Source organism: Microbacterium jepli (assembly GCF_047237905.1).
GTDB lineage: Bacteria > Actinomycetota > Actinomycetes > Actinomycetales > Microbacteriaceae > Microbacterium.
The window spans coordinates 2,006,077-2,029,354 of record NZ_JBDFLW010000005.1 but is presented as its reverse complement, the minus strand read 5'-3'; the positions used below and the strand labels follow the sequence as shown (position 1 = coordinate 2,029,354).

At 70.2% G+C, this 23,278-nt stretch carries 24 protein-coding genes and 4 tRNA genes; 6 read left to right on the top strand and 22 right to left on the bottom strand.

From position 1 onward, the window contains the following. Positions 1-69: 69 nt before the first annotated feature. Entirely contained in the window at positions 70-1,929 is a 1,860-nt protein-coding gene (locus ABC304_RS13890) for a DUF349 domain-containing protein (protein ID WP_412931478.1), read from the top strand. 119 nt (positions 1,930-2,048) lie between these two features. Next, on the top strand, positions 2,049-2,708 hold the full coding sequence (locus ABC304_RS13885) for a type IV toxin-antitoxin system AbiEi family antitoxin (protein WP_412931477.1): 660 nt from the start codon (positions 2,049-2,051) through the stop codon (positions 2,706-2,708). On the opposite strand, the gene ABC304_RS13880 is transcribed toward ABC304_RS13885, so the two are convergent. From ABC304_RS13880 to pdxS, 11 genes are all read right to left on the bottom strand, one after another. Beyond that, positions 2,687-4,966, bottom strand: coding sequence for a RelA/SpoT family protein (locus ABC304_RS13880; protein ID WP_412931476.1), 2,280 nt, complete (start codon positions 4,964-4,966; stop codon positions 2,687-2,689). The genes ABC304_RS13885 and ABC304_RS13880 overlap by 22 nt on opposite strands. A gap of 30 nt (positions 4,967-4,996) precedes the next feature. Next, positions 4,997-5,986 carry a protein translocase subunit SecF gene (gene secF, locus ABC304_RS13875; RefSeq protein WP_412931474.1) on the bottom strand — a complete coding sequence of 330 codons (990 nt, stop codon included), beginning with the start codon at positions 5,984-5,986 and terminating at the stop codon, positions 4,997-4,999. After that, entirely contained in the window at positions 5,986-7,716 is a 1,731-nt protein-coding gene (gene secD / locus ABC304_RS13870; protein WP_412931472.1) for a protein translocase subunit SecD, read from the bottom strand. Before secD ends, secF begins: the two co-directional genes overlap by 1 nt. Positions 7,717-7,755: 39 nt before the next feature. After that, positions 7,756-8,250 (bottom strand): preprotein translocase subunit YajC, encoded by a 495-nt coding sequence (locus ABC304_RS13865; RefSeq protein WP_412931471.1) that lies wholly within the window; start codon positions 8,248-8,250, stop codon positions 7,756-7,758. Between the two features lie 64 nt (positions 8,251-8,314). Beyond that, positions 8,315-9,349 carry a Holliday junction branch migration DNA helicase RuvB gene (gene ruvB, locus ABC304_RS13860; RefSeq protein ID WP_412931469.1) on the bottom strand — a complete coding sequence of 345 codons (1,035 nt, stop codon included), beginning with the start codon at positions 9,347-9,349 and terminating at the stop codon, positions 8,315-8,317. Next, on the bottom strand, positions 9,342-9,956 hold the full coding sequence (gene ruvA / locus ABC304_RS13855; protein ID WP_412931467.1) for a Holliday junction branch migration protein RuvA: 615 nt from the start codon (positions 9,954-9,956) through the stop codon (positions 9,342-9,344). Before ruvA ends, ruvB begins: the two co-directional genes overlap by 8 nt. 66 nt (positions 9,957-10,022) lie before the next feature. Continuing rightward, a complete protein-coding gene (ruvC, locus tag ABC304_RS13850; RefSeq protein ID WP_412931465.1) occupies positions 10,023-10,589 on the bottom strand; it encodes a crossover junction endodeoxyribonuclease RuvC in 567 nt (188 codons plus the stop codon). 49 nt (positions 10,590-10,638) lie between these two features. After that, a complete protein-coding gene (locus ABC304_RS13845) occupies positions 10,639-11,397 on the bottom strand; it encodes a YebC/PmpR family DNA-binding transcriptional regulator (RefSeq protein ID WP_412931463.1) in 759 nt (252 codons plus the stop codon). 55 nt (positions 11,398-11,452) lie between these two features. Next, a complete protein-coding gene (locus ABC304_RS13840; protein WP_412931462.1) occupies positions 11,453-11,992 on the bottom strand; it encodes a DUF1697 domain-containing protein in 540 nt (179 codons plus the stop codon). A gap of 28 nt (positions 11,993-12,020) precedes the next feature. Next, complete coding sequence (gene pdxT / locus ABC304_RS13835) at positions 12,021-12,617, bottom strand: pyridoxal 5'-phosphate synthase glutaminase subunit PdxT (protein WP_412931461.1); 597 nt, start codon at positions 12,615-12,617, stop codon at positions 12,021-12,023. A 16-nt stretch (positions 12,618-12,633) separates the two neighbouring features. Beyond that, entirely contained in the window at positions 12,634-13,524 is an 891-nt protein-coding gene (gene pdxS, locus ABC304_RS13830) for a pyridoxal 5'-phosphate synthase lyase subunit PdxS (protein WP_412931460.1), read from the bottom strand. A 114-nt stretch (positions 13,525-13,638) separates the two neighbouring features. On the opposite strand from pdxS, the gene ABC304_RS13825 reads away from it, so the two are divergent. Both ABC304_RS13825 and pdxY read left to right on the top strand, forming a co-directional pair. Continuing rightward, positions 13,639-14,964 (top strand): aminotransferase class I/II-fold pyridoxal phosphate-dependent enzyme, encoded by a 1,326-nt coding sequence (locus tag ABC304_RS13825; RefSeq protein WP_412931458.1) that lies wholly within the window; start codon positions 13,639-13,641, stop codon positions 14,962-14,964. A gap of 28 nt (positions 14,965-14,992) precedes the next feature. Then, positions 14,993-15,844, top strand: a complete 852-nt coding sequence (gene pdxY / locus ABC304_RS13820) for a pyridoxal kinase PdxY (protein WP_412931456.1) — start codon at positions 14,993-14,995, stop codon at positions 15,842-15,844. Between the two features lie 6 nt (positions 15,845-15,850). Here pdxY and ABC304_RS13815 read toward each other — a convergent pair whose 3' ends face one another. The 7 genes from ABC304_RS13815 to ABC304_RS13785 all read right to left on the bottom strand — a co-directional run bounded on the left by ABC304_RS13815 (position 15,851) and on the right by ABC304_RS13785 (position 22,070). Next, a complete protein-coding gene (locus ABC304_RS13815; protein ID WP_412932951.1) occupies positions 15,851-16,444 on the bottom strand; it encodes an HIT family protein in 594 nt (197 codons plus the stop codon). Beyond that, positions 16,444-18,453 carry a threonine--tRNA ligase gene (gene thrS / locus ABC304_RS13810; RefSeq protein WP_412931454.1) on the bottom strand — a complete coding sequence of 670 codons (2,010 nt, stop codon included), beginning with the start codon at positions 18,451-18,453 and terminating at the stop codon, positions 16,444-16,446. Before thrS ends, ABC304_RS13815 begins: the two co-directional genes overlap by 1 nt. 60 nt (positions 18,454-18,513) lie before the next feature. Further along, positions 18,514-19,197, bottom strand: a complete 684-nt coding sequence (locus ABC304_RS13805; RefSeq protein ID WP_412931453.1) for a DNA alkylation repair protein — start codon at positions 19,195-19,197, stop codon at positions 18,514-18,516. A gap of 16 nt (positions 19,198-19,213) precedes the next feature. Continuing rightward, positions 19,214-20,089, bottom strand: coding sequence for a DUF5996 family protein (locus ABC304_RS13800; protein ID WP_412931451.1), 876 nt, complete (start codon positions 20,087-20,089; stop codon positions 19,214-19,216). Positions 20,090-20,093: 4 nt separating this feature from the next. Then, positions 20,094-20,309 (bottom strand): PLD nuclease N-terminal domain-containing protein, encoded by a 216-nt coding sequence (locus ABC304_RS13795; protein WP_412931449.1) that lies wholly within the window; start codon positions 20,307-20,309, stop codon positions 20,094-20,096. A gap of 75 nt (positions 20,310-20,384) precedes the next feature. Then, entirely contained in the window at positions 20,385-20,735 is a 351-nt protein-coding gene (locus tag ABC304_RS13790; RefSeq protein ID WP_412931448.1) for a YnfA family protein, read from the bottom strand. A 60-nt stretch (positions 20,736-20,795) separates the two neighbouring features. Next, positions 20,796-22,070, bottom strand: a complete 1,275-nt coding sequence (locus tag ABC304_RS13785) for a low temperature requirement protein A (RefSeq protein ID WP_412931446.1) — start codon at positions 22,068-22,070, stop codon at positions 20,796-20,798. A gap of 87 nt (positions 22,071-22,157) precedes the next feature. On the opposite strand from ABC304_RS13785, the gene ABC304_RS13780 reads away from it, so the two are divergent. Then, the gene (locus ABC304_RS13780; protein WP_412931444.1) at positions 22,158-22,373 is read left to right on the top strand and encodes a KTSC domain-containing protein; all 216 of its coding nucleotides are present in this window, start codon (positions 22,158-22,160) and stop codon (positions 22,371-22,373) included. 58 nt (positions 22,374-22,431) lie between these two features. On the opposite strand, the gene ABC304_RS13775 is transcribed toward ABC304_RS13780, so the two are convergent. The 3 genes from ABC304_RS13775 to ABC304_RS13765 all read right to left on the bottom strand — a co-directional run bounded on the left by ABC304_RS13775 (position 22,432) and on the right by ABC304_RS13765 (position 22,729). Next, a tRNA-Val gene (locus tag ABC304_RS13775) sits at positions 22,432-22,503 on the bottom strand. Between the two features lie 26 nt (positions 22,504-22,529). Beyond that, positions 22,530-22,600, bottom strand: a tRNA-Cys gene (locus ABC304_RS13770). Between the two features lie 56 nt (positions 22,601-22,656). Then, positions 22,657-22,729, bottom strand: a tRNA-Gly gene (locus ABC304_RS13765). A 145-nt stretch (positions 22,730-22,874) separates the two neighbouring features. On the opposite strand from ABC304_RS13765, the gene ABC304_RS13760 reads away from it, so the two are divergent. Continuing rightward, positions 22,875-22,950: transfer RNA gene (locus tag ABC304_RS13760), tRNA-Val, on the top strand. A gap of 45 nt (positions 22,951-22,995) precedes the next feature. On the opposite strand, the gene ABC304_RS13755 is transcribed toward ABC304_RS13760, so the two are convergent. Next, positions 22,996-23,262, bottom strand: coding sequence for a hypothetical protein (locus tag ABC304_RS13755; RefSeq protein ID WP_412931443.1), 267 nt, complete (start codon positions 23,260-23,262; stop codon positions 22,996-22,998). Between the last annotated feature and the right edge of the window lie 16 nt (positions 23,263-23,278).

Below are 23,278 nucleotides of genomic sequence, written 5' to 3'. Positions count from 1 at the left end.
CGGACCCACCGGTAGGCTCGATCGCGTTCATCCCCCACAGGCGGCGTGTGCCGCATTGAGGTGCCTCCCGTGACTGCCGCCGCAGATTCCACTCCCGTCCAGCCCGAGACCCCGGAAGGCGTCGCGACGCCCGCCGAGGAGTCCGCGACCCCCGTGGACGAGACGTCCCCCGTCGACGAGACGTCCCCCGTCGACACCGCCGGCACGGGCGCCGACGTGTCCGCCGACGAAGCGCCCGCGGCCGCGGAGGAGGCTCCCGAGGAGTCGTCCGCCGCAGACGCCGTCGCGAGCGTCATCGCCGAGGCGCCCGACGTCGAGGTGCCCGCCGGCGCAGAGGCACCCTCCACGGTCGAGACGGCAGTCGACGAGACCGAGCCCGCAGGGACAGGCGCCGCAGAGGTCACCGGCGAGGACCCCGACATCGAGGTCTCCTCGTCCGCCGAGGCCCCGGCCGCAGCATCCGCCTCTGTTCCGGCAGACCAGGCTCCGGCTGACGCTCCGGCTGACGCTTCGGCTGACGCCGCGCCCGCCGACGAGGCTCCGGCTGATACCGAGCCCGCTGACGAGGCGGCCGCCGTCGCTCCGGCGCCCGCTGCCACCCCCGCGCCGCGGCCGAGCCCGTCGCCGCGGCCGGCTCCCCGCCCCCCGCTTCCGCGCGCACCCCAGCCGGCGGCGCCCGCTTCCGCCGCATCGGAGTCCGCTCCGAGCGAGCCCTGGGGCCGCGTCGAGGACGACGGCACCGTATCCGTCCGCGAAGGATCCGAGTGGCGCGTCGTCGGCCAGTACCCCGACGGGACGCCCGCCGAGGCCCTCGCGTACTTCGAGCGGAAGTTCTCCGACCTCGCCAGCGAGGTGACGCTCCTCGAGGGCCGTCATCGCGCCGGCGGCGCCTCTGCCTCCGACCTGCGATTCACCGCCGAGGCGCTGCGCGGCCGCGTCGTCGGCGCCGCCGCCGTCGGCGACCTCGCGAAGCTGGATGCGCGCCTGAGCGTGCTCACCTCCGAGCTCGCGGCCGATTCAGAGTCGGAGGCCGCTGCGGCCAAGGAGGCGGTGCAGGAGGCCGTGCGCTTCCGCACGGAGCTCGTCGAGAAGGCCGAGGCCCTTGCGGCCCGCGACCCGAAGAGCATCCAGTGGAAGCAGGCTTCCGCCGATCTCGCCTCGCTGTTCGCCCAGTGGCAGGCGCACCAGCAGGACGGTCCCCGGCTCCCCCGGTCGACCGGCCAGCAGCTGTGGAAGCGATTCCGCGACGCCCGCTCGATCGTCGACAAGCACCGTCGCGAGTTCTACGCCGGCCTCGACGAGGAGCACAAGGGGGTAAAGGAGCGCAAGACCCGGCTCGTCGAGAAGGCCGAGGCCCTGGCGCCCAAGGGCGAGGACGGCATCGGCGCGTACCGCGAGCTGCTCGACCAGTGGAAGACGGCCGGCCGCGCAGGCAAGAAGGTCGACGATGCCCTGTGGGCGCGCTTCAAGGCCGCCGGTGACGCGCTGTACGCCGCCCGCGGGGAGCGCGAGGCCGCCGAGACCGAGGCCTCGCAGGAGAAGATCGCCGCCAAGCGCGAGCTGCTCGCCGAGGCCCGCACCGTCGCCGACGAGTCCAACCCCGGCAAGGCCCGCACGCTCCTGACGGGCATCCAGCGTCGCTGGGACGAGATCGGACGCATCTTCCCTCGTGACAAGGAGCGCGCTCTGGACGACGAGCTGCGCAAGATCGAGACCGCGCTGCGCGGTCGCGAAGACGTGGAGTGGAAGCGCAACAACCCCGAGACGAAGGCGCGCGCCAACGACATGACGCGCCAGCTCACCGACGCCATCGAGAAGCTCGAGCAGGAGCTCGCCGCGGCCACCGCGTCGGGCGACAAGAAGGCGCAGGCACGCGCCGCCGAGGCGCTCGAGGCCCGCAAGGCCTGGCTCCGCGCCGTCGGCGGCTGACCCGCGGCATCCGCGTACTCGGAGAGCCGGTCCTCCCCCTCACCCGGGGGACGACCGGCTCTCCACATTCGGGAGCGACGTCGTCCCATGGATGCTGCGTCTGCGCCACGCTGGCGTGCATGACCTCCCCGTTCCTCTACTTCGCCGGTGCACGGCTCTCCGGTCCCGAACTGTGTGCCGCACGCCTCGACGGGCACGTGGTGGAGCTCGGCGAGGGGTGGATCCCGGCGGACGCCGTCGAGACGACCGCGCTCCGGGCTGCGTCGCTGCAGGGCCTGCTGGGCGACACACTCGCCGCCACGCATCTGTCGGCGGCATGGGTGCACGGCGCCCTCGCCGAACCGCCCGCGCGCCACACCGTCCAGCGCGCGGTCGCCCGGCGGATCCACCAGGTCATAGACCGACGACTGATCTACCGCGATCTGCGCGTGTCCCCCGACGATGTGATGCTGCTCGGCGGGGTGAAGGTGACCGATCCCGTGCGCACGCTGGCCGACTGCGCGCGCACTCCCGACGACGCGCACACGATCGCCGCGCGACTGATGGCCGACGCCGACCCCGGGCTCGTCGGCCGTGCGACAGCGTGGCTCGAGGCGCACGGTCCGCTCCCCCGCAAACGCTCGGCGCTCGCGCTCCTGGCGGGTCTCGAGGCGCGAGCGCAGGCGGTGGAGGTGGACATGATGCGGAAGGGAGGCGGCGACGGGGTGGCGTCAGCCGTGGACGCGACAGCGTCGGTCGAGGAGGTGAGGACGCCGGACTACGACGTCGTGACGCGGTAGACGTCGTAGACGGCGTCGATACGACGGACGGCGTTCAGCACGCGATCGAGATGCACGATGTCGCCCATCTCGAACACGAAGCGGCTGAGGGCCAGACGGTCGTTCGTGGTCGACACCGTCGCGGAGAGGATGTTCACGTGATGCTCGCTGAGGACGCGAGTGACGTCGCTGAGCAGTCCGGAGCGATCGAGGGCCTCGACCTGGATCTGAACGAGGAACACGCTCTTGGTCGTCGGAGCCCACTCGACCTCGATGACGCGCTCCGGGTCGTCCAACAGCGACTTGACGTTCGTGCAGTCCGCGCGGTGCACCGACACGCCGCTCCCCCGCGTCACGAAGCCGACGACCTCGTCGCCCGGCACCGGCGTGCAGCACTTGGCGAGCTTGACGAGGATGTCGGGCGCGCCGCGCACCAGAACGCCGGAGTCGCCGTCGCGCGGTCGGCGCGAGCGTCCGACGCCCGGCAGATCGATGGGACCCGTGGAGGTGTCGTTCGAGCTGACCAGCGCGGTGACCTTCTCGATCACCGACTGGGTCGAGACGTGACCCTCGCCGACGGCGGCGTAGAGCGCCGAGACGTCCTCGTAGCGCAGCTGCCGCGCGACATCCGCGAACGAGTCCTGGCTCATCAGCCGCTGCAGCGGCAGGTTCTGTCGACGCATCGCGCGGGCGATGGCCTCCTTGCCCTGCTCGACGGCCTCCTCGCGGCGCTCCTTCGTGAACCAGCCGCGGATCTTGTTGCGCGCGCGCGTGCTCTTGACGAAGCCGAGCCAGTCCTGGCTGGGGCCGGCGTCGGGGTTCTTGGAGGTGAAGACCTCGACGACATCGCCGGACTGCAGCTCGGACTCGAGCGGCACGAGACGTCCATTGACCTTGGCGCCCATCGTGCGGTGGCCGATCTCGGTGTGCACCGCATACGCGAAGTCGACCGGGGTCGCGCCGGTGGGCAGGCCGATCACACGCCCCTTCGGCGTGAAGACGTAGACCTCTTTGGCGCCGATCTCGAAGCGCAGGGAGTCGAGGAACTCGCCGGGATCGGCGGTCTCGGCCTGCCAGTCGGAGATGTGCGCGAGCCAGACCATGTCGGCGTCGACGGACTTGTCGTCCGTCTTGCCCCCGGTCATCCGCTCCTTGTACTTCCAGTGCGCTGCGACACCGTATTCGGCCTGCTGGTGCATCTCGTTGGTGCGGATCTGGATCTCGACGGTGCGTCCGCCCGGCCCGATCACCGTGGTGTGCAGCGACTGGTAGAGGTTGAACTTCGGCGTCGCGATGTAGTCCTTGAATCGACCGGGCAGCGGCGTCCATCGCGCGTGCAGGGAGCCCAGCACGGCGTAGCAGTCCCGCACCGTGTTCACGAGCACGCGGATGCCGATGAGGTCGTAGATGTCGTCGAACTCGCGACCGCGCACCACCATCTTCTGGTACACGGAGTAGAGCTGCTTGGGCCGCCCCATCACGCGCCCGCGGATGCGGAGATCGCGCAGATCGGCGTCGACCGCGTCGATGACGCTGTGCACGTACTGCTCGCGCTGCGGTGTGCGCTGCTTGACGAGGCTCTCGATCTCGGCGTAGAGCTTCGGGTGCAGGACCGCGAACGACAGGTCCTCCAGCTCCGACTTGATCGCCTGGATGCCGAGCCGGTGGGCCAGCGGAGCGTAGATCTCGATCGTCTCGGTCGCCTTGCGACGCGACTTCTCCGGCGGCACGAAGCCCCACGTGCGGGCGTTGTGCAGGCGGTCGGCGAGCTTGATGAGCAGCACGCGGATGTCGCGCGACATCGCGACGATCATCTTGCGGACCGTCTCGGCCTGCGCGCTCTCGCCGTACTTGACCTTGTCGAGCTTGGTCACGCCGTCCACGAGCATGGCGACCTCGTCGCCGAACTCGGCCGTCAGGTCGTCGAGGCTGTAGTCGGTGTCCTCCACCGTGTCGTGCAGGAGTGCGGCGGCGATCGCTTTCGGGCCCAGCCCGAGGTCGGCCAGGATCTGCGCGACGGCGAGCGGGTGCGTGATGTACGGCTCACCGCTCTGCCGCTTCTGGCCTTCGTGCGCACGCTGCGCGACCGCGTAGGCGCGCTCGATGATCGCCAGATCGCCCTTCGGATGGTGCGTGCGCACCGTCCGCATCAGCTGCTCGACGTCGTCGCGTCGTGCCGAGCGCGAGAAGATGCGCGGAACGAGCCGGCGCAGCGACGACGACGGGGCCGGAACGGTCTCGGTCACGCGATCTCGCCCCCTCCGGTCGAATCTCCCCATCCTACGCCCGGCTCGCGGGCGTCAGGATGCCTAGGCGGGTATGCCCGCCTTCTCACGCGAGGCCCGCACGCGGGCATCCCGCGCCTTCGTGGCGGGCTCGTTCTCGCGGAACAGCGAGTACAGCGGAGCGGCCACGAAGATCGTCGAGTAGGCGGCGACGATCGTTCCGACGAAGATCGACAGCGAGATGTCGCTGAGGGTCTGCGCGCCGAACGCGAAGGCGCCGATGAACAGGATCGCGCCGACGGGGAGGATCGCGACGACGGTCGTATTGATCGAGCGGATCAGCGTCTGGTTGACCGCGAGGTTCACCGACTCGCCGAAGGTGCGACCGGAGATCTCACCGTCTTCCCTCGTGTTCTCGCGGATCTTGTCGAAGACGACCGTCGTGTCGTACAGCGAGTACGACAGGATCGTCAGGAACCCGATGACGGCGGCGGGCGAGATCTCGAAGCCGGCTGCCGCGTACACGCCGATCGTGATGATGAGCACATCGACGACGCCGACGATCGCCGCGGCGGACATCTTCCACGTGCGGAAGTACAGCGCCAGGATGATGAAGGTCAGGGCGAGGAAGATGGCCAGGCCCCAGAGGGACTGACGGGTGACGTCCGCTCCCCAGCTGGGCCCGATGAAGGATGCCGTGACCTCGCTCTCCGGGACGCTGTAGGCGTCGGCGAGAGCCGTGGTGACCGCGCGGGTCTCCTCCGGCGTGAGCTGGTCGGTCTGCACCCGGACGGCCGACGTGCCGACCGTGGTGACCTTCGTCGTGGCGGTGGCGACGACGCCCGTGACGGCTTCGGTGGCCAGCGCCTGGTCGGGCGACTCGACGCCCGACACCGTGAACTGCGACCCGCCGGTGAACTCGATGGAGAACTGCACCGGCCGCACGAGCGGCACAAGCACCGAGGCGATGACGAGGACGGCCGCGATGATGAACCACACGCGCCGGCGGCCGACGAACGGGAAGGACGTCTTGCCGGTGTAGAGGTCGTTGCCGAGCTGATTCATGGAGCGCATCAGTCGTCCCCCTCCTTCGCGGTCGAATCCGATGTGGCGCTTCTGCGGCCTGCGGCAGCCTGCTCCGCCCGCTTGCGCTCGGCGATCGTCTGACGGCGCTCGGCCTCGCCGCGGGACTTCGCCGTCCTGCGCGCCTGCGACCCGGCGGCGACCGCGGGGGCGCGGAACTCCGCGCGTCCGCGATAGACCGCACCGAGGGCGTTCGGGTCCATGCCCGACAGCGGGTGACCGGAGCCGAAGAAGCGGGTGCGGGCGAGCAGCTGCATCACGGGGTGCGTGAACAGGATGAAGATCAGGATGTCGATGACCGTCGTGAGACCGAGCGTGAAGGCGAAGCCCTTCACCGTGGCATCGGCGAGGATGTACAGCACGATCGCGGCCAGGATGTTGATCGACTTCGAGATGTAGATCGTGCGGCGCGCACGCGACCAGCCGTCCTCGACGGCGCCGGTGATCGACTTCCCGTCGCGCAGCTCGTCTCGGATGCGCTCGAAGTACACGATGAACGAGTCGGCGGTGAAGCCGATCGTCACGATGAGGCCCGCGACACCGGCGAGCGACAGGCGGAAGCCCATGCGCCACGCGAGGATGCACAGCGCCACATACGACAGCACACCCATCACCGCGAGGGACGCGATGATGACGAAGCCGAGCGCGCGGTAGACGATCAGCGAGTAGATTGCCACGAGGATCAGGCCGATGATGCCGGCGATCAGGCCGATCTGCAGCTGCTGGGAGCCGAGGGTGGCCGAGATGGTGTCGGAGCTGACCACCTCGAAGCTGAGCGGCAGTGCGCCGTACTTCAGCTGGTCGGCCAGCACCTTCGCCGAGTCCTGCGTGAAGCTTCCGGTGATGCTGGGGTTGCCGTCGAGGATGATCCCGTTCATCGACGGCGCCGAGAGCACCTTGCCGTCGAGGACGAACGCGAACTGGTTGAGCGGCGCCGTGGCGCCGTACAGACGCTGGCTGATCTGGCCGAACGTCGCCGTGCCGGCGTCGTTGAACTTGAGGTTGACGGCCCACTGGCCGTTGGTGGTCTGCAACCCGAACGTGGCGTCCGAGATCGACGACCCGTCGAGCTCGACCGGCCCGAGGATGTACTTCACCGATCCGGCGTCGTCACACGTGATGAGCGGCTGGTCCTTGGGAGCGGATGCCGGGTCGTTGGCCGTGTCGGCGCAGTCGTACGACAAATACTCCGCCTGCAGCTTGGGCGTGATCCACGACGGGTCGCTGCCGTTGGTCGGCGATGCCGTCGGCGTGGCCGCGAGCGACGGATCGGGCGTCGGGTAGGGCGTGCCCTGCCCGTCGTCGCCGACGAACGAGGTCGCCGGCGAGCCGGTGAACAGCACCGCGCGCAGCTGCAGCTGAGCCGAGGCCTGGATGCGCTCGCGGGTGGCGTCGTCTGCCTGACCCGGGATCTGGACGACGATGTTCTTGCCGCCCTCGGTGGTCACATCCGCTTCGCCGACACCCGAAGCATCCACGCGCTGGCGGATGATCGTGACGGCCTGGGCGAGCTGCTCCGGGTTGGGGTCGGCGCCGTCGGTGGTCTGGGCGGCGAGGATGATCTGCGTGCCGCCCTGGAGGTCGAGCGCGAGCTCGGGCGTCCAGGAGCTCTTGCCGAAGACGTAGACGCCGAGCGCGTTGATGCCGAAGAGCAGCGCGGTGACGACCAGGAGTCCGGTCAGCGCACGCCAGGCATGCCGGACGGGAGTGGAAGTGGCCAAGGAGGGTCAGCTTTCTCGGTCGCCCCGGAGGGCGGGATGTCAGGCCTGGGGCTTGGTGCCGGGCGCGTCGGGGTCGATGCGTGCCTCGGCGTCCGCGGTCGTGCGACGGCTCTCGGCGATGCGCTGGTCGTCGCTGATCGAGGTGATGTCGCCACCGGCGACGCCGGCGATGTACTCGGCTTCGCTGGCCTCGGCCTCGATGAACTCGTCCTCGGTCACGAGACCCTCAGCGGGGTTAACGACACGGAGGATGGCCTGGCTGTGCACCTTGATGTCGACGCCCGGGGCGATCTCGACGAGCGCGGGCTGGTCGAGGTTGTCGGGGTCGAACTCGACGATCGTGCCGTAGAGGCCTCCCTGCAGCAGCACCTCGGCGCCGGGCACGGTCTGACGCGCCTTCTGCTCCTGCTCGACCTTCTGCTTCTGCACGCGGCGACGCGAGGAGTAGAACATGAAGACCAGCAGCAGGACGAGGAGGATGATCAGGCCGTACTGGCCGAAGAAGTCCGCGAAACTCATGAGAGAGGTGGGCACCTTTCAAGTGGGGCGCGCCAGGCGGCACTGCCATGCAAGGGGATCAGGCGAAAGCCTTCAGGAATTATAGGTCATCGAATCTGAGCGCACCGTCGGGGTGCGGCACGCCCAGGTGCGCATAGGCCTCGGGCATCGCGATCCGCCCTCGGGGCGTCCGGCCGATGAAGCCGATCCGCACGAGGTAGGACTCCACCACCGACTCGATGGTGTCGGCCTCCTCCCCCACGGCGACCGACAGCGTGCCGAGACCCACGGGTCCTCCGCGGAAGCGGCGGACGAGCGCGTCGAGCACGGCGCGGTCGAGGCGGTCGAGCCCGATGTCGTCGACGTCGTACAGCTCGAGCGCGGCGCGGACGGTTCCGAGATCGACGCCGGAGCTGCTGGCCGAGCCGTGCACGACGAGGTAGTCGCGCACGCGCCGCAGCAGACGGTTGGCGATGCGCGGCGTTCCGCGTGAGCGGCGGGCGATCTCGGCGCGCGCCGAACGCGGCAGCTCGACGTTCAGCATGGCCGCGGAGCGCTCGACGACGCGCTCGAGCTCCTCCGGCTCGTAGTACTCGAGGTGCGCGGTGAAGCCGAAGCGGTCGCGCAGCGGGTTGGGCAGGAGCCCGGAGCGGGTCGTCGCACCGACGAGGGTGAAGGGCGAGAGATCGAGGGGGATGCTGGTGGCCCCGGCTCCCTTGCCGACCATGATGTCGATGCGGAAGTCCTCCATCGCGAGATAGAGCATCTCCTCCGCAGAACGCGCCATGCGGTGGATCTCGTCGATGAAGAGCACCTCACCAGGGGTGAGGCTCGAGAGGAGCGCGGCGAGGTCTCCCGCGTGCTGGATGGCCGGACCGCTCGACAGGCGCAGCGGTCGCCCGCTCTCGTGCGCCACGATCATGGCGAGCGTCGTCTTGCCGAGTCCCGGAGGGCCGGAGAGCAGGATGTGGTCGGGTGCGCGCTCCTGGATGCGTGCGGCGTCGAGCAGCAGCTGGAGCTGACCGCGCACCTTCTGCTGACCGACGAACTCGGCCAGCGACATCGGGCGCAGCGCTCCTTCGATCGCCAGCTCGGTCTCATCGGCCGGCTCGGCGGCGTCGCGGACGTCAACCACCCACCGGCTCCTTGCGCGCGGGGCCCAGGACGGACAGCGTGAGGCGCAGGAGCGCCGGCACCGACGCGCGGTCGGTCGGCGACGCGTCCTCGGCGACGCCGGCGACGGCCTCCGCCGCGACGCGCTCCGACCAGCCCAGCCCGACGAGCGCCTGGGTCACCTGCACGACGATGTCGGGCGACGCGTCCGGCGATGATGTGCTCCGCGGGGGCGCCAGCTTGCCGGCGAGCTGCACGACGATGAGCTTCGCGGTCTTCGGGCCGATGCCCGAGACCCGGCGGAAGGGCGCGTCGTCGTCGGCGGCGACGGCCTCGGCGATCTGGTCGACGCTGAGACCGGACAGCACGCCGAGCGCCGACTTGGGCCCGACGCCCGAGACGCTGAGCAGCTGGACGAAGACGACGAGCTCTTCGCGGCTGGAGAAGCCGAACAGCGAGAACGCGTCCTCGCGGACGATCAGCTGCGTGTGCAGGTGGAGCGTCTGCCCGAGGTGCGCCGACCGCGAGACCTGGGGCGTGACCGCCACGGTGAAGCCGACACCGCCGACGTCGAGCACCACGGCATCCGGCTCGATGTGCACGGCCGTGCCGCGGAGGGTGGAGATCATGCGTCGAGTCTACGGACCGTTTCGCAGGTTTGTTCGAGCGACACTCGGCCGGCACAGCCGCCGCGGTCAGCGGCGCGCGGCCTTCTCGGCGTTAGCCCATGCGCGCTGCGCGGGTGTGAGCGCCCCGCCGGAGGAGGCCGTCGTCGGCGTCCCCCGCCATGCGTGGCACATCGCCAGGGCGAGCGCGTCCGCGGCGTCCGCCGGGGTCGGCAGCTCGTCCATGCGGAGGACGCGGGCGACCATCGTCTGCACCTGGCGCTTGTCGGCGTTGCCGTATCCGGTGATGGCGGCCTTGACCTCCGACGGCGTATGGGTCGCTGCCGGCAGCCCGTGCTCGGCGGCGATGAGCAGGGCGATGCCGCTGGCCTGCGCGGTGCCCATGACGGTGCTGCGGTTCTGCTGCGCGAACACGCGCTCGACCGCCACCACGTGCGGACGGTGCTCGGCGATCACGGCACGGATGCCCGCGCCGATGAGAGCGAGCCGCTGCTCGATGGGCAGGTCGGGATGCGACCGGATGACGCCGAGATGGACGAGCGTGGCCGAGCGGTCCCGCGCGACGTCGACGATGCCCACGCCGCAGCGTGTCAGCCCGGGGTCGATGCCCAGGACGCGTCGGGTGGGTGTCGTCACTCCCTCACGCTACGGGCGCGTCGCGCCCGTGCCGTGAGGCGCGCGGTGCCTACTCGTCGTTCTCGAGCTCCGCCTGCACCTCGGGGGTGAGGTCGAAGTTCGAGTAGACGTTCTGCACGTCGTCGCTGTCCTCCAGCGCGTCGATGAGGCGGAACACCTTGCGGGCGGTGTCGACGTCGATCTCGACCTTGAGCCCCGGCACCCACTCGACGTCGGCCGACTCGTAGTCGATGCCGGCGTCCTGCAGCGCGGAGCGCACGGTGACGAGGTCGGTGGCCTCGGTGACGATCTCGAACCCCTGCGGGTGCGGCTCGACGTCTTCCGCGCCGGCCTCGAGCACCGCGAGCATCACGTCGTCCTCGCTCGTCTCCTCGCCGCCGACGATGATGACGCCCTTGCGGTTGAAGTTGTACGACACGCTGCCCGGGTCGGCCATGGTGCCGCCGTTGCGGGTCATCGCCGTGCGCACCTCGGCGGCGGCGCGGTTCTTGTTGTCGGTGAGGCACTCGATGAGCAGTGCGACGCCGTTGGGCCCGTAGCCCTCGTACATGATGGTCGTGTACTCGATGGACTCACCGGTGAGTCCTGCACCGCGCTTGACGGCGCGGTCGATGTTGTCGTTGGGGACCGAGGTCTTCTTCGCCTTCTGGATCGCGTCCTGAAGGGTCGGGTTTCCCGCGAGGTCGGCGCCGCCCATCTTGGCGGCGACTTCGATGTTCTTGATGAGCTTGGCGAACGACTTCGCGCGACGGCTGTCGATGACGGCCTTCTTGTGCTTCGTCGTCGCCCACTTGGAGTGGCCGGACATTCCTCCAGTCTACGGCGCGGGGCGCGCCGGCTGAGCGTCGCGCCGAGTGCGCCGCTCAGGCGACGATCTTCACCAGCGTGCGCAGGTTGCGGCTCGTCGTGGTGCTCTTGTAGCGGGCGCGGCCGATCACCTTCGCGAACGGCGTGTCGAGCGTGCGACCCTTCGGCGGATTCCAATACAGGACGCCCGTCCCTTCCGCGACAGGATCGGTCTCCGTGTCGGAGAGGGATGCTGCGGCCTCCGCCAGCTCGGCGAGCACTGCGGCATCCGATGAGAACAGCACGTACGGTTGGCGTCCGTCGTCGTCCGCGTCGAACGGGAACGCCGAAACGGCGTCCTCGAGCTCGGCGCGGGTGAGCAGCACGATCCACGCGTCGTACCCGAAGCGCTCGCGGAGGGCCTTCTCGATGCCCGCCTTGAGGGAGGCGCGGCGAGCGGGTGCGGCATCCGTCTCGAATCGCACGTTGCCGCTGGCGAGGAAAGTGCGCACCTCCGCGTAGCCCAGGTCACGGAACATCGCGGCGAGATCGGCCGAGCGGACGGTGACCCCGCCCACGTTCACCCCGCGCAGCAGGGCCACCCACGTCGTACTCATGCCCGCACTGTACTGCGGGGCACCCCCGTCACGCCGCGGCGACGAGCTCGAGGAACCGCCGATGGAACCGGTGCTCCCCCGCGACCTCGGGGTGGAACGCCGTGCCGAGCAGGGCGCCCTGCTGAGCGGCGACGATCCGACCGTCGTCGAGGGCGGCGAGCACGTCGACGGAAGGGCCGACGCGTTCGATGACGGGCGCCCGGATGAAGGTCGCGTGCACCGGCGGAGCGCCGAGAGCAGGCACGTCCAGCTCGGTCTCGAAGGAATCGGCCTGACTCCCGAAGGCGTTGCGACGGACGGTCGCATCCAAGCCGCCGAACGTCTGCTGGCCGGCGATGCCGTCGAGCAGCTCGTCGGCGAGGAGGATCAGCCCCGCGCACGTGCCGTAGACGGGCATCCCGGCGGCGATCGCCGAGCGGATCGGCTCGCGCATGCCGAACAGGCGGGACAGCTTGTCGATCACGCTGGACTCGCCGCCGGGGAGCACGAGCCCCGCGACGGCGGCGAGCTCCTCCGGGCGGCGCACGAGCGTCACGTCGGCGCCCAGCGCCGTCAGCACGCGCGCGTGCTCACGGACGTCGCCCTGCAGCGCGAGGACGCCGACGCGCGCGGATGCCGTCGACACGGAACGCCGGTGCCCGCTACCAGCCGCGCTCGGCAAGGCGGTGCGGAGCGGGCAGGTCGCTGACGTTGATGCCGACCATCGCCTCGCCCAGACCGCGTGAGACCTCGGCGACGACCTTCGCGTCATCGAAGAACGTGGTGGCCTTGACGATCGCCGCCGCGCGCTGGGCGGGGTTGCCCGACTTGAAGATGCCCGAGCCGACGAAGACGCCGTCGGCTCCCAGCTGCATCATCATGGCGGCGTCCGCCGGAGTGGCCACCCCGCCGGCGACGAACAGCACCACGGGCAGCGAACCGGTCGCGGCGACCTCGGCCACGAGCTCGTACGGCGCCTGCAGGTTCTTCGCCGCGACGTAGAGCTCGTCCTTCGAGAGCGAGCGCAGGTGGTTGATCTCGCCCTGGATGGTGCGGATGTGCTTGGTGGCCTCCGAGACGTCGCCGGTGCCGGCCTCGCCCTTCGAGCGGATCATGGCGGCGCCCTCGGTGATGCGACGCAGTGCCTCGCCGAGCGTGGTGGCGCCGCAGACGAAGGGCACGGTGAAGTTCCACTTGTCGATGTGGTTCACGTAATCGGCGGGCGAGAGCACCTCAGACTCGTCGATGTAGTCCACGCCCAGCTCCTGCAGCACCTGAGCCTCGACGAAGTGGCCGATGCGCGCCTTCGCCATCACCGGAATGGAGACCGCCTCGATGATGCTGTCGATCATGTCGGGGTCGCTCATGCGCGAGACGCCGCCCTGGGCGCGGATGTCGGCGGGCACGCGCTCGAGCGCCATGACGGCGACGGCTCCCGCGTCCTCCGCGATGCGGGCCTGCTCCGCGGTGACGACGTCCATGATGACGCCGCCCTTGAGCATCTCTGCGAGGCCGCGCTTGACGCGTCCGGTTCCGGTGTCCACGGTGCTCATGGCGTTCCTCTCGACGGCGCGCCGCCGGCGCGCGGGTGTCTGATTCAGGTCGAGTTATTGACCTAGGCCAAACGCTATCATGGGCCGCACCGTAGGTTGGAGGGCGGAGGTCGCATGGACACGGGCATCACCGGACGGACGGCGGCCGAGATCGCGGGGAGTCTGCGCACCCTGGTCGAGCGGGGCACGCTGCGACCCGGCGACCCGCTCCCCTCCGTGCGTGCGCTCGCCGAGACGCTCGGCGTCAACCGCAACACGGCGGTGGCCGCCTACCGGCAGCTCACGCAGGCCGGCGTCGTCGTCACGCGCGGTCGCGGCGGCACCCGCGTCGCCGAGTGGGCGCCGGTGGCGCAGGAGGGGTTCGCCGCCGACAGCGTGCTGCGCGACGTCGGCACCGGCAACCCCGACCCCGACCTCATCCCCCGCCTGACGGGTGTGCTCGACCGCGTCGCCGGTCGCCCGGTGCTCTACGGCGAGCCGGTGATCGACCCGGAGCTCGCGTCCTGGGCCCGGGAATGGATGTCGGGCGCGCTGGCTCCGGACGACCTGCGCCTGACGATCACCAGCGGCGCGGCGGATGCCGTCGAGCGGCTGCTCGCCCAGGCGCTGAACCGCGATGACGCGGTGGCGCTCGAGGACCCCTGCTTCCTCCCCAGCATCCACACGGTGCGCCTCGCCGGCTACCGGCCCGTGGCGGTGCCCGTCGACGGCGAGGGCATGACCGTCGACGGACTGCGCTCCGCGCTCGCGCAGGGGGTGCGCGCCGTCATCCTCACCCCCCGCGCGCAGAACCCGACCGGAGCGAGCCTGACCGCCGGACGCGCGGCGGCGCTCCGAGAGCTGCTCGAAGACCACCCGTTCGTGCTGATCATCGAGGACGACCACTTCTCCGCCCTCGCCCGCACGGAGCTGCACTCCGTCATCGGCCCGGAGCACCGGCGGTGGGCCGTCATCCGCTCGGTCTCCAAGTTCCTCGGCCCGGACATGTGCCTGGCCGTGACGGCCTCCGACCCCGACACCGCCGAGGCGCTGGCCACCCGCCTCACCCCCGGCACCACGTGGGTGAGCCATCTGCTGCAGCGTCTCACGCACGCGCTGATGACCGATGAAACCGTGCTCTCGGGCATCTCGCGCGCCCGCACGCACTACGCCGCCCGCAACGCCGCGTTCGCGGACCGCCTCGCCGCGCGGGGGCTGCCGACCGAGGTGCGCGACGGGCTGAACCTGTGGGTACCGCTCGGCGCCCCCGCCGCGGATGTCTCCGCGGGTCTCATGCGTCGAGGATGGCTGGCCCGCGACGGCGACGAGTTCGTGCTCGAGGGCGAGGCCTCCACCCACCTCCGCCTGACCGTGCACAAGCTCGACGACGCGGATGCCGAACAGCTCGCCGACGACCTGGCCGCGGCGGTGGCGTCCGCGGGATCCCGCGCACGGCGGTGACCCGCGCGGGAGGTGCGAGGATCGGAGGATGAAGATCCTCTCCATCCAGTCCGCGGTCGCCTACGGCCACGTCGGCAACTCCGCGGCGGTCTTCCCGCTGCAGCGCATCGGCGTCGAGGTGCTCCCCGTCTACACGGTGAACTTCTCCAACCACACCGGGTACGGGGCGTGGCGCGGACCCCTCATCAGCCCCGACGACGTGCGCGACGTCATCACGGGCATCGAGGACCGCGGCGTCTTCGGCGAGATCGACGTCGTGCTGTCGGGATACCAGGGCGGCGAGGGCATCGGCGACGTCATCCTCGACGCCGTGGCGCGTGTGAAAACGGCCAATCCGTCCGCCGTGTACGCCTGCGACCCCGTAATGGGAAATGCGAAATCCGGATGCTTCGTGGCACCCGCCATTCCGATCCTCCTCCGCGAGCGGGTCGTCCCCGCCGCCGACATCATCACGCCGAACCAGTTCGAGCTCGGCTTCCTCACCGGCACGGAGCCGGACAGCATCGAGTCGACCCTCGCGTCAGTGGACGCGGTGCGTGCGACCGGCCCCCGAACGGTGCTCGTCACGAGCGTCGAGCGGCCGGACGCCGAAGAGGGCACGATCGAGATGCTCGTCGTCGACGACGCCGGAGCCTGGATCGTGCAGACGCCCCGCCTGCCGATGAAGGCGAACGGCTCGGGCGACGTCACCGCGGCGCTCTTCACGGCGCACTACCGGCGCACCGGCGACGCCGCCGACGCGCTGGCGCGCACGACGTCGAGCGTCTTCGATCTGCTGCAGACGACGCTGGATGCTGGCTCGCGCGAGCTCCAGCTGGTGGAGTCGCAGGAGGCCTACGCGCACCCGCGGATGCAGTTCACCGTGCGTCAGGTGCGCTGACCGCGCTCACGCTGAGGGCGCCGGCCAGGCGTCGGCCACGGCGGCCCGCACGTCGCCGAGCAGCTGCGGCAGCGCCTTGGTGCGGGCGATGATCGGGAAGAAGTTCGCGTCCGTCGCCCAGCGCGGGACGATGTGCTGGTGCAGGTGTCCATCGACCCCGGCACCGGCCACGGCGCCCTGGTTCATGCCCAGGTTGAAGCCGTCGGCGTGCGAGACGGAGCGCAGGACGCGCATGCCGATCTGGGTGAGCTCGCCGATCTCGGCGACCTCCTCGGGGGTGGCGTCGTCGTAGAGCGGGATGTGGCGGTACGGGCACACCAGCAGATGGCCCGAGTTGTACGGGAACAGGTTCAGCAGCACGTACGCGGTCTTCCCGCGCGCGACGATCAGGCCGTCTTCGTCCGACATCTTCGGCGCCGCGCAGAACGGGCACTCGTCGCGCATCGCCTGCGGACCGGCCTGGATGTAGGCCATGCGGTGCGGCGTCCACAGTCGCTGGAAGGCGTCGGGAGCACCGGGCAGGCGCGCGGCGTCGATGAGACGGGCGTCCGCGGCGTCCGCTCCCCCGGCATCCGTCCCGAAGGAGTCGGCGCCGGATATCACGCGAGGTCTTCCGCGGTGTTCACGAGCGCGTGGGTGGCGATGGCTGCCTTCACGCGCTCGATGGCCGCCTCGACGGGCACGCCGTTCTCCTGCGACCCGTCGCGGAACCGGAACGAGACGGTGCCGCCGGCGCGGTCCTGCTCGCCGGCGATGAGCATGATCGGCACCTTCTGGGTGGTGTGCGTGCGGATCTTCTTCTGCATGCGGTCATCGCTCGCGTCGACCTCAGCCCGGACGCCGGCCTCGCGCAGCGTGCCGACGATGTCGTAGAGGTAGTCCGCGTAGTCCGCGGCGACCGGCACAGCCACGACCTGCACCGGCGACAGCCAGACCGGGAACGCGCCCGCGTAGTGCTCGAGCAAAATGGCGAAGAAGCGCTCGATCGAGCCGAAGAGCGCGCGGTGGATCATGATCGGGCGCTTCTTCTGACCGTCGCGGTCGGTGAACTCCAGCTCGAACCGCTCGGGCAGGTTGACGTCCACCTGCACGGTCGACAGCTGCCAGGTGCGGCCGATGGCATCCTTCGTCTTCAGGTCGATCTTCGGACCGTAGAACGCCGCCTCGCCGGGCACCTCGGTGACCTTCAGACCGCTCGCGTTCGCGACGTTGCGGAGGGCATCGGTGGAGTACTCCCAGAAGTCGTCGCTGCCGATCCACTTCGACTTCTCGTCGTCGCGCATCGAGAGCTCGAGTTCGAAGTCCTCCAGGCCGAAGTCGCGGAGCATCGAGATGACGAACTCCAGCACGCGGGTGGTCTCCTCCTCCAGCTGCTCCGGGGTGACGAACAGGTGGGAGTCGTCCTGGGTGAAGCCGCGCACGCGCGTGAGTCCGTGCAGGGCGCCGGAGAGCTCGTTGCGGTAGACGGTGCCGTTCTCCGCCAGGCGCATCGGGAGATCGCGGTAGCTGCGGGCGCGCTCCTTGTAGATCAGGATGTGCATCGGGCAGTTCATGGGCTTCAGGTAGTAGTCCTGGCCCTGCTTGGTGACGTTGCCGTCGGCGTCGCGCTCCTCGTCCATCACGATGGGCGGGAACATGCCCTCCTTGTAGGTGACGAGGTGGTTCGACTGCAGGAAGAGGTCCTGCTTCGAGATGTGCGGCGTGTAGACGTAGTCGTAGCCGCCCGCGACGTGCCGCCGACGGGCGTGCTGCTCCATCTCGCCGCGGACGATGCCGCCGCGGGGGTGCCAGACGCTGAGGCCGGAGCCGATCTCGTCGGGGAACGAGAACAGGTCGAGCTCCCGGCCGAGCTTGCGGTGGTCGCGCTTGGCGGCCTCCTCGAGGCGCTGCTGGTAGGCGCGCAGCTCGTCCTTGGTGGCCCACGCCGTGCCGTAGATGCGCTGCAGCTGCGGGTTCTTCTCGCTCCCGCGCCAGTAGGCGCCCGCCATGCGGGTGAGGTCCCAGCCGTTGCCGACGATGCGGGTGGAAGGCACGTGAGGGCCGCGGCAGAGGTCCTTCCAGACCGTCTCACCGTCGCGGTTGACATTGTCGTAGATCGTCAGCTCGCCCGCCCCGACCTCGACCGAGGCGCCCTCGCCGGCGCTCGCCGCGGAGCTCTTCAGGCCGATCAGCTCGAGCTTGAACGGCTCGTGCGCGAGCTCCTCGCGGGCCTCGTCGTCGCTGACGACGCGGCGGACGAAGCGCTGGCCCTCGCGGACGATGCGCTCCATCTCCTTCTTGATCGCCTTGAGGTCCTCGGGGGTGAAGGGGTCGTCGACCTTGAAGTCGTAGTAGAAGCCGTCCTGGATCGGCGGCCCGATGCCGAGGTTGGCCTGCGGCTTGATCCGCTGGACGGCCTGCGCGAGCACGTGGGCGGCGGAGTGGCGGAGGATGTCGAGGCCGACCGGGCTCTCGATCGAGACGGGCTCGACGACGTCGGTGTCCGTGAGGACCGTCGCCAGGTCCTTGAGCTCGCCGTTCACGCGCAGGGCGATCACGGAACGGTCGGGGAACAGGGCGAAGCCGTCGCGGGGCGACGGGCTGTCGGCGGCGGGGGTGACGTCGGTCAAGATGATCTCCAAAGGCTCCCGTCCAGGCTACCGGCGCGCACCCGGGCCGCGCGCCCGCCGCTAGCCGCCCAGGTGCTTCAGGGCCTCCCGCCGGGACAGCGGGCTGAGCTCATGGGCGTCCACGAAGGCGCGCACCCAGGCGGGATCGGTGCGGGCGTAGTCCCGCAGCGCCCAGCCGATCGCCTTGCGCACGAAGAACTCCGTGTCGTCGGTGTTCGCGGCGATCACGTCTTCCAGCAGCCCGACGTCGGTGCGCGCACGACGCCCGAGCTGGGCGATGATCGCGCTCCGACGGAGCCACATGTCGTCGTCGCCCGCCCACGCACGGACGAGGGCGGCGGCGGGCAGCGGGTCGTCGTCGAGGAGCTCGGCGACGCGGTGCGAGAGCTCGTCCGTGTAGTCCCACCACTGCCCCGTGCGCACGAAGCGCTCGATGAGGCCCGGCAGATGCGGATCGCGCCGCAGGTGGGGCGAGGCGAGCACCGCCAGGGCCGCGTACCGCTCTTCCCGATGGGATGCCGCGTCCCACAGGTGCTCGACGAGGTCGCGCAGGGTCGCGGCATCCGTCAGCTCGCGGGTCGTCGTCCGGGCGATGGCCCGTGTCTCGGGCAGGGTGACGCCCAGGAACGGCATGGCCGACTTCATGTACGCCTGCTGGGCGGGCGCCCGCTCCGGGTCGGCGGCCGCGCGGAGCCGCGACCGGAGGAGGTCGGCGAGGACGCCGCCCGCCGCGGCATCCGTCATGTCTGCGGCTGCCCGATCACGGCCAGCGGGCGAGACGGGCGGCGGCATCGTGGGTGGCGTGGAGGAAGTCGAGCACGAGCCTCTCCGGGTCCCCGGAGGTGCGCACGGCCTCGAAGGGCAGGACGAACTCCCCCAGCGTCTGGTCGTAGCGCGCTCCGTCGGGGACGTCCGCGTCGGCGTATCCGTCGGGCGCGGGATACGCGTAGGAGTAGAACGCACCCTCTTCGCCGCCTCCGGGCCAGAAGCCCGCGCTGCTCAGCTCGTGCGAGTACCCCTCCCGCATGACGGAGTCGGGGCAGTTCGGCGCTCCGCCGGGGTGCGGCGGCGCCTCACGGCTGGAGAACCGGGTGACGGCGAGATCCATGGCGCCCCAGAAGAAGTGCACCGGACTGCACTTGCCGATGAACTCGCCGCGGAACTGCAGGAGCACCCGCTGGGCGAACAGCAGCTGCCGCCAGAAGGCGTGGGCGGCGTCGGGGTCGTAGGACGCGTGCACCTCGTCCTGCGCGAAGGGGATGGCGTCCGGCACCTCGTTGGGCGACGCGGAGATGCGGATGTCGAGACTGAGGCGCTCGAGGGCCGCCCGCACGTCGGCGTAGAACGACGCCACGGACTGCGCGTGCAGCGGCAGCACCTCGCGCTCACCGCCCGTCGTCCGCAGGATCAGGCGGTGGTCGACGAGGTCGAACTCCGCATCCCAGCCGTCAGCCGGCGACGGGACGATGCCGGTCGCGAGCCCGCGCGCCGTCGCATACAGCGGCACGTGCCACCAGTGGTTGATCGGCGGCGTGCTGACCATGCGCATCTTGCCGATGATCTGCACCCACATGTGCAGCGTCTCGCGGGTCGGCGTCCAGTCCTCGACCCGCAGCAGCGGAAGCCCGGTGGTCATGTGCTCAGGCGCGGGTCGACGGACCGGGGTTCATGGTGCGTCCGAACAGGAACCAGACGAGCGGTCCGAGGAACGGGAACACGAAGACGATCACGATCCACAGCACCTTGTATCCGGTCGACAGCCGCGGGCTGCGCACGATGCTGACCAGCGCGAGGAGCAGCGGCAGAAGGGCGACGAGGAGGATGAGCAGATGCCAGCCGGTGAGAGCGGAAACCATATGTCGACTGTGGCATGGATCCGCGTCATCCGCCTCGTTTTCCTGCGGATGTCGAGCGGATGCCGCGGCCCGGGCTCAGGCGTTCGTCGCCGCCGACGCGCCGGGCGCGAAGATGATGATCGCCGCGCCGAGCAGGGCGACCGCGGAGCCGATGTAGTCCCAGACGGTCGGCGCGAAGCCGTCGACGATGATCCCCCACGCCAGCGAGCCCGCGACGAACACCCCTCCGTACGCGGCCAGCACCCGCCCGAAGTTCGCGTCCGGCTGGAAGGCCGCGACGAAGCCGTAGGCGCCGAGTGCGATCACGCCGAGGACCGCCAGCCACCAGCCCTTGTCCTCGCGGACGGCTTGCCAGATGAGCCAGGCGCCGCCGATCTCGGCGACGGCGGCGAGCACGAAGAGGATGACGATGCGCGCGGTGGTCACGGCGGCCAGTCTGTCAGCGCCGGTGCGCGGTTCGTGACAGTGGCTGCGGCATCCGTCAGGTCAGGCGGCGGCGTACGCCCTGCCGACGGCGTCGTCCAGCTGCGCCGACAGGGTGCGCCAGCCGCCGGCTTCGTAGCCCACGACGAGGGTCGTCGGCGCCGCGAGGACGAGCAGGATGCACAGTGACAGCGGCGACCCCGCGACGGCCAGAGCGACCGCGAGAACGGTCAGTGCGAGGGCGGCGACCTGCAGCGCGCCGCCGCGCGGCCAGGCGCGGATGAGCCAGGCGTGGAGCAGCAGCAGCGCGGAGAGGTAGAGGAACACCGGCACCGCCATCGCGAGCACCGCGGTGACGGTCGAGACCTCGTCGTGCTCGTCGAAGACGTAGCCGACGACGTGGAGTCCCGCACCCACGGCGGCGATGGAGGCGAACACGAGGATGTGGCCGTAGCCCCACGGGAACGAGCGCTCGCGCGCGACGGCGAGGATCGGTGCCGACGGCAGGAGGAAGTACGTCCACCACAAGGCGAAGGTCAGCGCCACGCCGGCCGCGATCACGACGATCGCGTCGAGCGTCCAGCCCTCCGCGCCGGAGATCGCCTGCGCGGCGGCCAGCGTGCCCAGCACCGTCTCCCCCAGCGCGATGATCGCCAGCAGGCTGTAGCGCTCGGCGATGTGATGCGGATGCCACGGGGTCGAGCCCGTGCCGCGGGTCATGCCGCGCCGCTCGGCGACGATCGGTCCGGAGAGCTCGACGACCCAGAGGAGGATCGCGCCCACGAGGGTGCCCGTCACGCCGAGCGGCAGGATCGCGACGAGCACCCAGCCGATCTGCGCGACGCTCACCCACACCGCATATGTCAGGGCGACCTGTCTGTGCCGCGCATCGCCGGCGGCCGCCCGCAGCCACTGCGCCACCATCGCGAGACGCATGACGATGTAGCCCGCGACGAGCACCGCCGTGTCGACGGGGAGCCCCTCGTCGATCGACACGAACATCGGCGGGATCCCGATGGCCAGGACGACCACGCCCGCCATCTGCACCATCGTCGTGACGCGGAACACCCAGTCGTCGGTGTCGTACGCCGATGCGAACCAGGAGTAGTTGATCCAGGCCCAGATGATCGTGCCCATCGCGAACGCGAACCCACCCACCGCCGACCCGCCGTGACCGACCGCGATGCCGTGCGCCAGTTCGTTGCCCGCGACGCCGAACGCCGCGACGAACGTGAGGTCGAACAGCAGCTCCAAGGGCGTCGCCGCCCGGTGCGACCCGGTGATGCTGCGCCCGGTCATGCGCTGGATGCCGTGTCGATAGAACGCGGTCTCGGCCACGTCGTCTCCGCTCTCGTCGGGGTGCGAGAGGAATCATGGCATGAGGATGCCTCGGCCTGCTCCCGGCGGCCGGACTACCCTCGGACGATGCGGAGAGAGCACGTCGACTCGACGGCGATCGACTCGGTCGGCTACGACCCGATGACGTCGGTGCTCGAGATCGCCTTCACGTCGGGCGAGGTCTACCGGTACTTCGCCGTTCCGCCGTCGGTGCACCGCGGCCTGATGTCGGCCGACAGCGCCGGCCGCTTCTTCGCCGAGAGGATCCGGCACGTCTACCCCGACGAGCACGTGCGGCGTTGACAGGCCGTCGTCCCACAGGAAACACGAAAGACCCGCGTAAATCCGCGGGTCTTGTCTGTGCGCGATACTGGGATCGAACCAGTGACCTCTTCCGTGTCAGGGAAGCGCGCTACCGCTGCGCCAATCGCGCCTGTGAAGGCTTTTCAGTTGTGAGCGAGGTGGCGACGGGATTCGAACCCGTGTAAACGGCTTTGCAGGCCGGTGCCTAGCCGCTCGGCCACGCCACCGTGTGTGTGGTTTGACCCCACGTGCTGAGCCGGCCCCGAAGGGGATTCAACACTCGAGCGGATGACGAGACTCGAACTCGCGACCCCAACCTTGGCAAGGTTGTGCGCTACCAACTGCGCTACATCCGCATGTCCGGATCGCTCCGGGCACTCCATGACTTTAGCCGATTCGCGGCGTCGCGCAAAACCAGCGCCGCACCCGCGTGTCCTCGCGGCCATGGGTTCGGACGCGCCGCCGAAATCCGGTAGCATCGAACCCGGCCCACGGGCCGACGGGCGATTGGCGCAGTTGGTAGCGCGCTTCCTTCACACGGAAGAGGTCATCAGTTCGAGTCTGGTATCGCCCACCACCTCCCCCGGAACTCCCGTCGAGTCCGGGGGTTTCCCGTTCCGGCTCAGCGTCGCAGCGTGCCGCGCACCGCAGACACGACGACGACCGCAGCGACGACGACCCACAGCCCCCACAGGAACCAGACCGCGCCCGGTGCGACCATCGGGCCAGAGGTGCAGTAGCTGGCGTCGGGGTCCGTGCCGGAGTCGTAGCACGCCCCGTACGTCATGCCGGAGAGCGCGACGATGATCAGCGCGGCGAGCGCCACCACGACGACCAGCAGCCACCGTCCGACGGGTACCCGCCGCCGTCGCTCGACCTCCAGCGTCATGGCGCCAGGTTAGGCC

Excerpts from the sequence above, each read along its gene's own strand:
- ABC304_RS13885 (WP_412931477.1), top strand. The coding sequence starts at position 2,049 with ATGACCTCCCCGTTCCTCTACTTCGCCGGTGCACGGCTCTCCGGTCCC.
- ABC304_RS13880 (WP_412931476.1), bottom strand. The coding sequence starts at position 4,966 with ATGGGGAGATTCGACCGGAGGGGGCGAGATCGCGTGACCGAGACCGTT.
- secF (WP_412931474.1), bottom strand. The coding sequence starts at position 5,986 with ATGCGCTCCATGAATCAGCTCGGCAACGACCTCTACACCGGCAAGACG.
- ruvA (WP_412931467.1), bottom strand. The coding sequence starts at position 9,956 with ATGATCTCCACCCTCCGCGGCACGGCCGTGCACATCGAGCCGGATGCC.
- ABC304_RS13845 (WP_412931463.1), bottom strand. The coding sequence starts at position 11,397 with ATGTCCGGCCACTCCAAGTGGGCGACGACGAAGCACAAGAAGGCCGTC.
- ABC304_RS13840 (WP_412931462.1), bottom strand. The coding sequence starts at position 11,992 with ATGAGTACGACGTGGGTGGCCCTGCTGCGCGGGGTGAACGTGGGCGGG.
- pdxS (WP_412931460.1), bottom strand. The coding sequence starts at position 13,524 with ATGAGCACCGTGGACACCGGAACCGGACGCGTCAAGCGCGGCCTCGCA.
- ABC304_RS13825 (WP_412931458.1), top strand. The coding sequence starts at position 13,639 with ATGGACACGGGCATCACCGGACGGACGGCGGCCGAGATCGCGGGGAGT.
- pdxY (WP_412931456.1), top strand. The coding sequence starts at position 14,993 with ATGAAGATCCTCTCCATCCAGTCCGCGGTCGCCTACGGCCACGTCGGC.
- ABC304_RS13805 (WP_412931453.1), bottom strand. The coding sequence starts at position 19,197 with ATGACGGATGCCGCGGCGGGCGGCGTCCTCGCCGACCTCCTCCGGTCG.
- ABC304_RS13800 (WP_412931451.1), bottom strand. The coding sequence starts at position 20,089 with ATGACCACCGGGCTTCCGCTGCTGCGGGTCGAGGACTGGACGCCGACC.
- ABC304_RS13795 (WP_412931449.1), bottom strand. The coding sequence starts at position 20,309 with ATGGTTTCCGCTCTCACCGGCTGGCATCTGCTCATCCTCCTCGTCGCC.
- ABC304_RS13780 (WP_412931444.1), top strand. The coding sequence starts at position 22,158 with ATGCGGAGAGAGCACGTCGACTCGACGGCGATCGACTCGGTCGGCTAC.
- ABC304_RS13755 (WP_412931443.1), bottom strand. The coding sequence starts at position 23,262 with ATGACGCTGGAGGTCGAGCGACGGCGGCGGGTACCCGTCGGACGGTGG.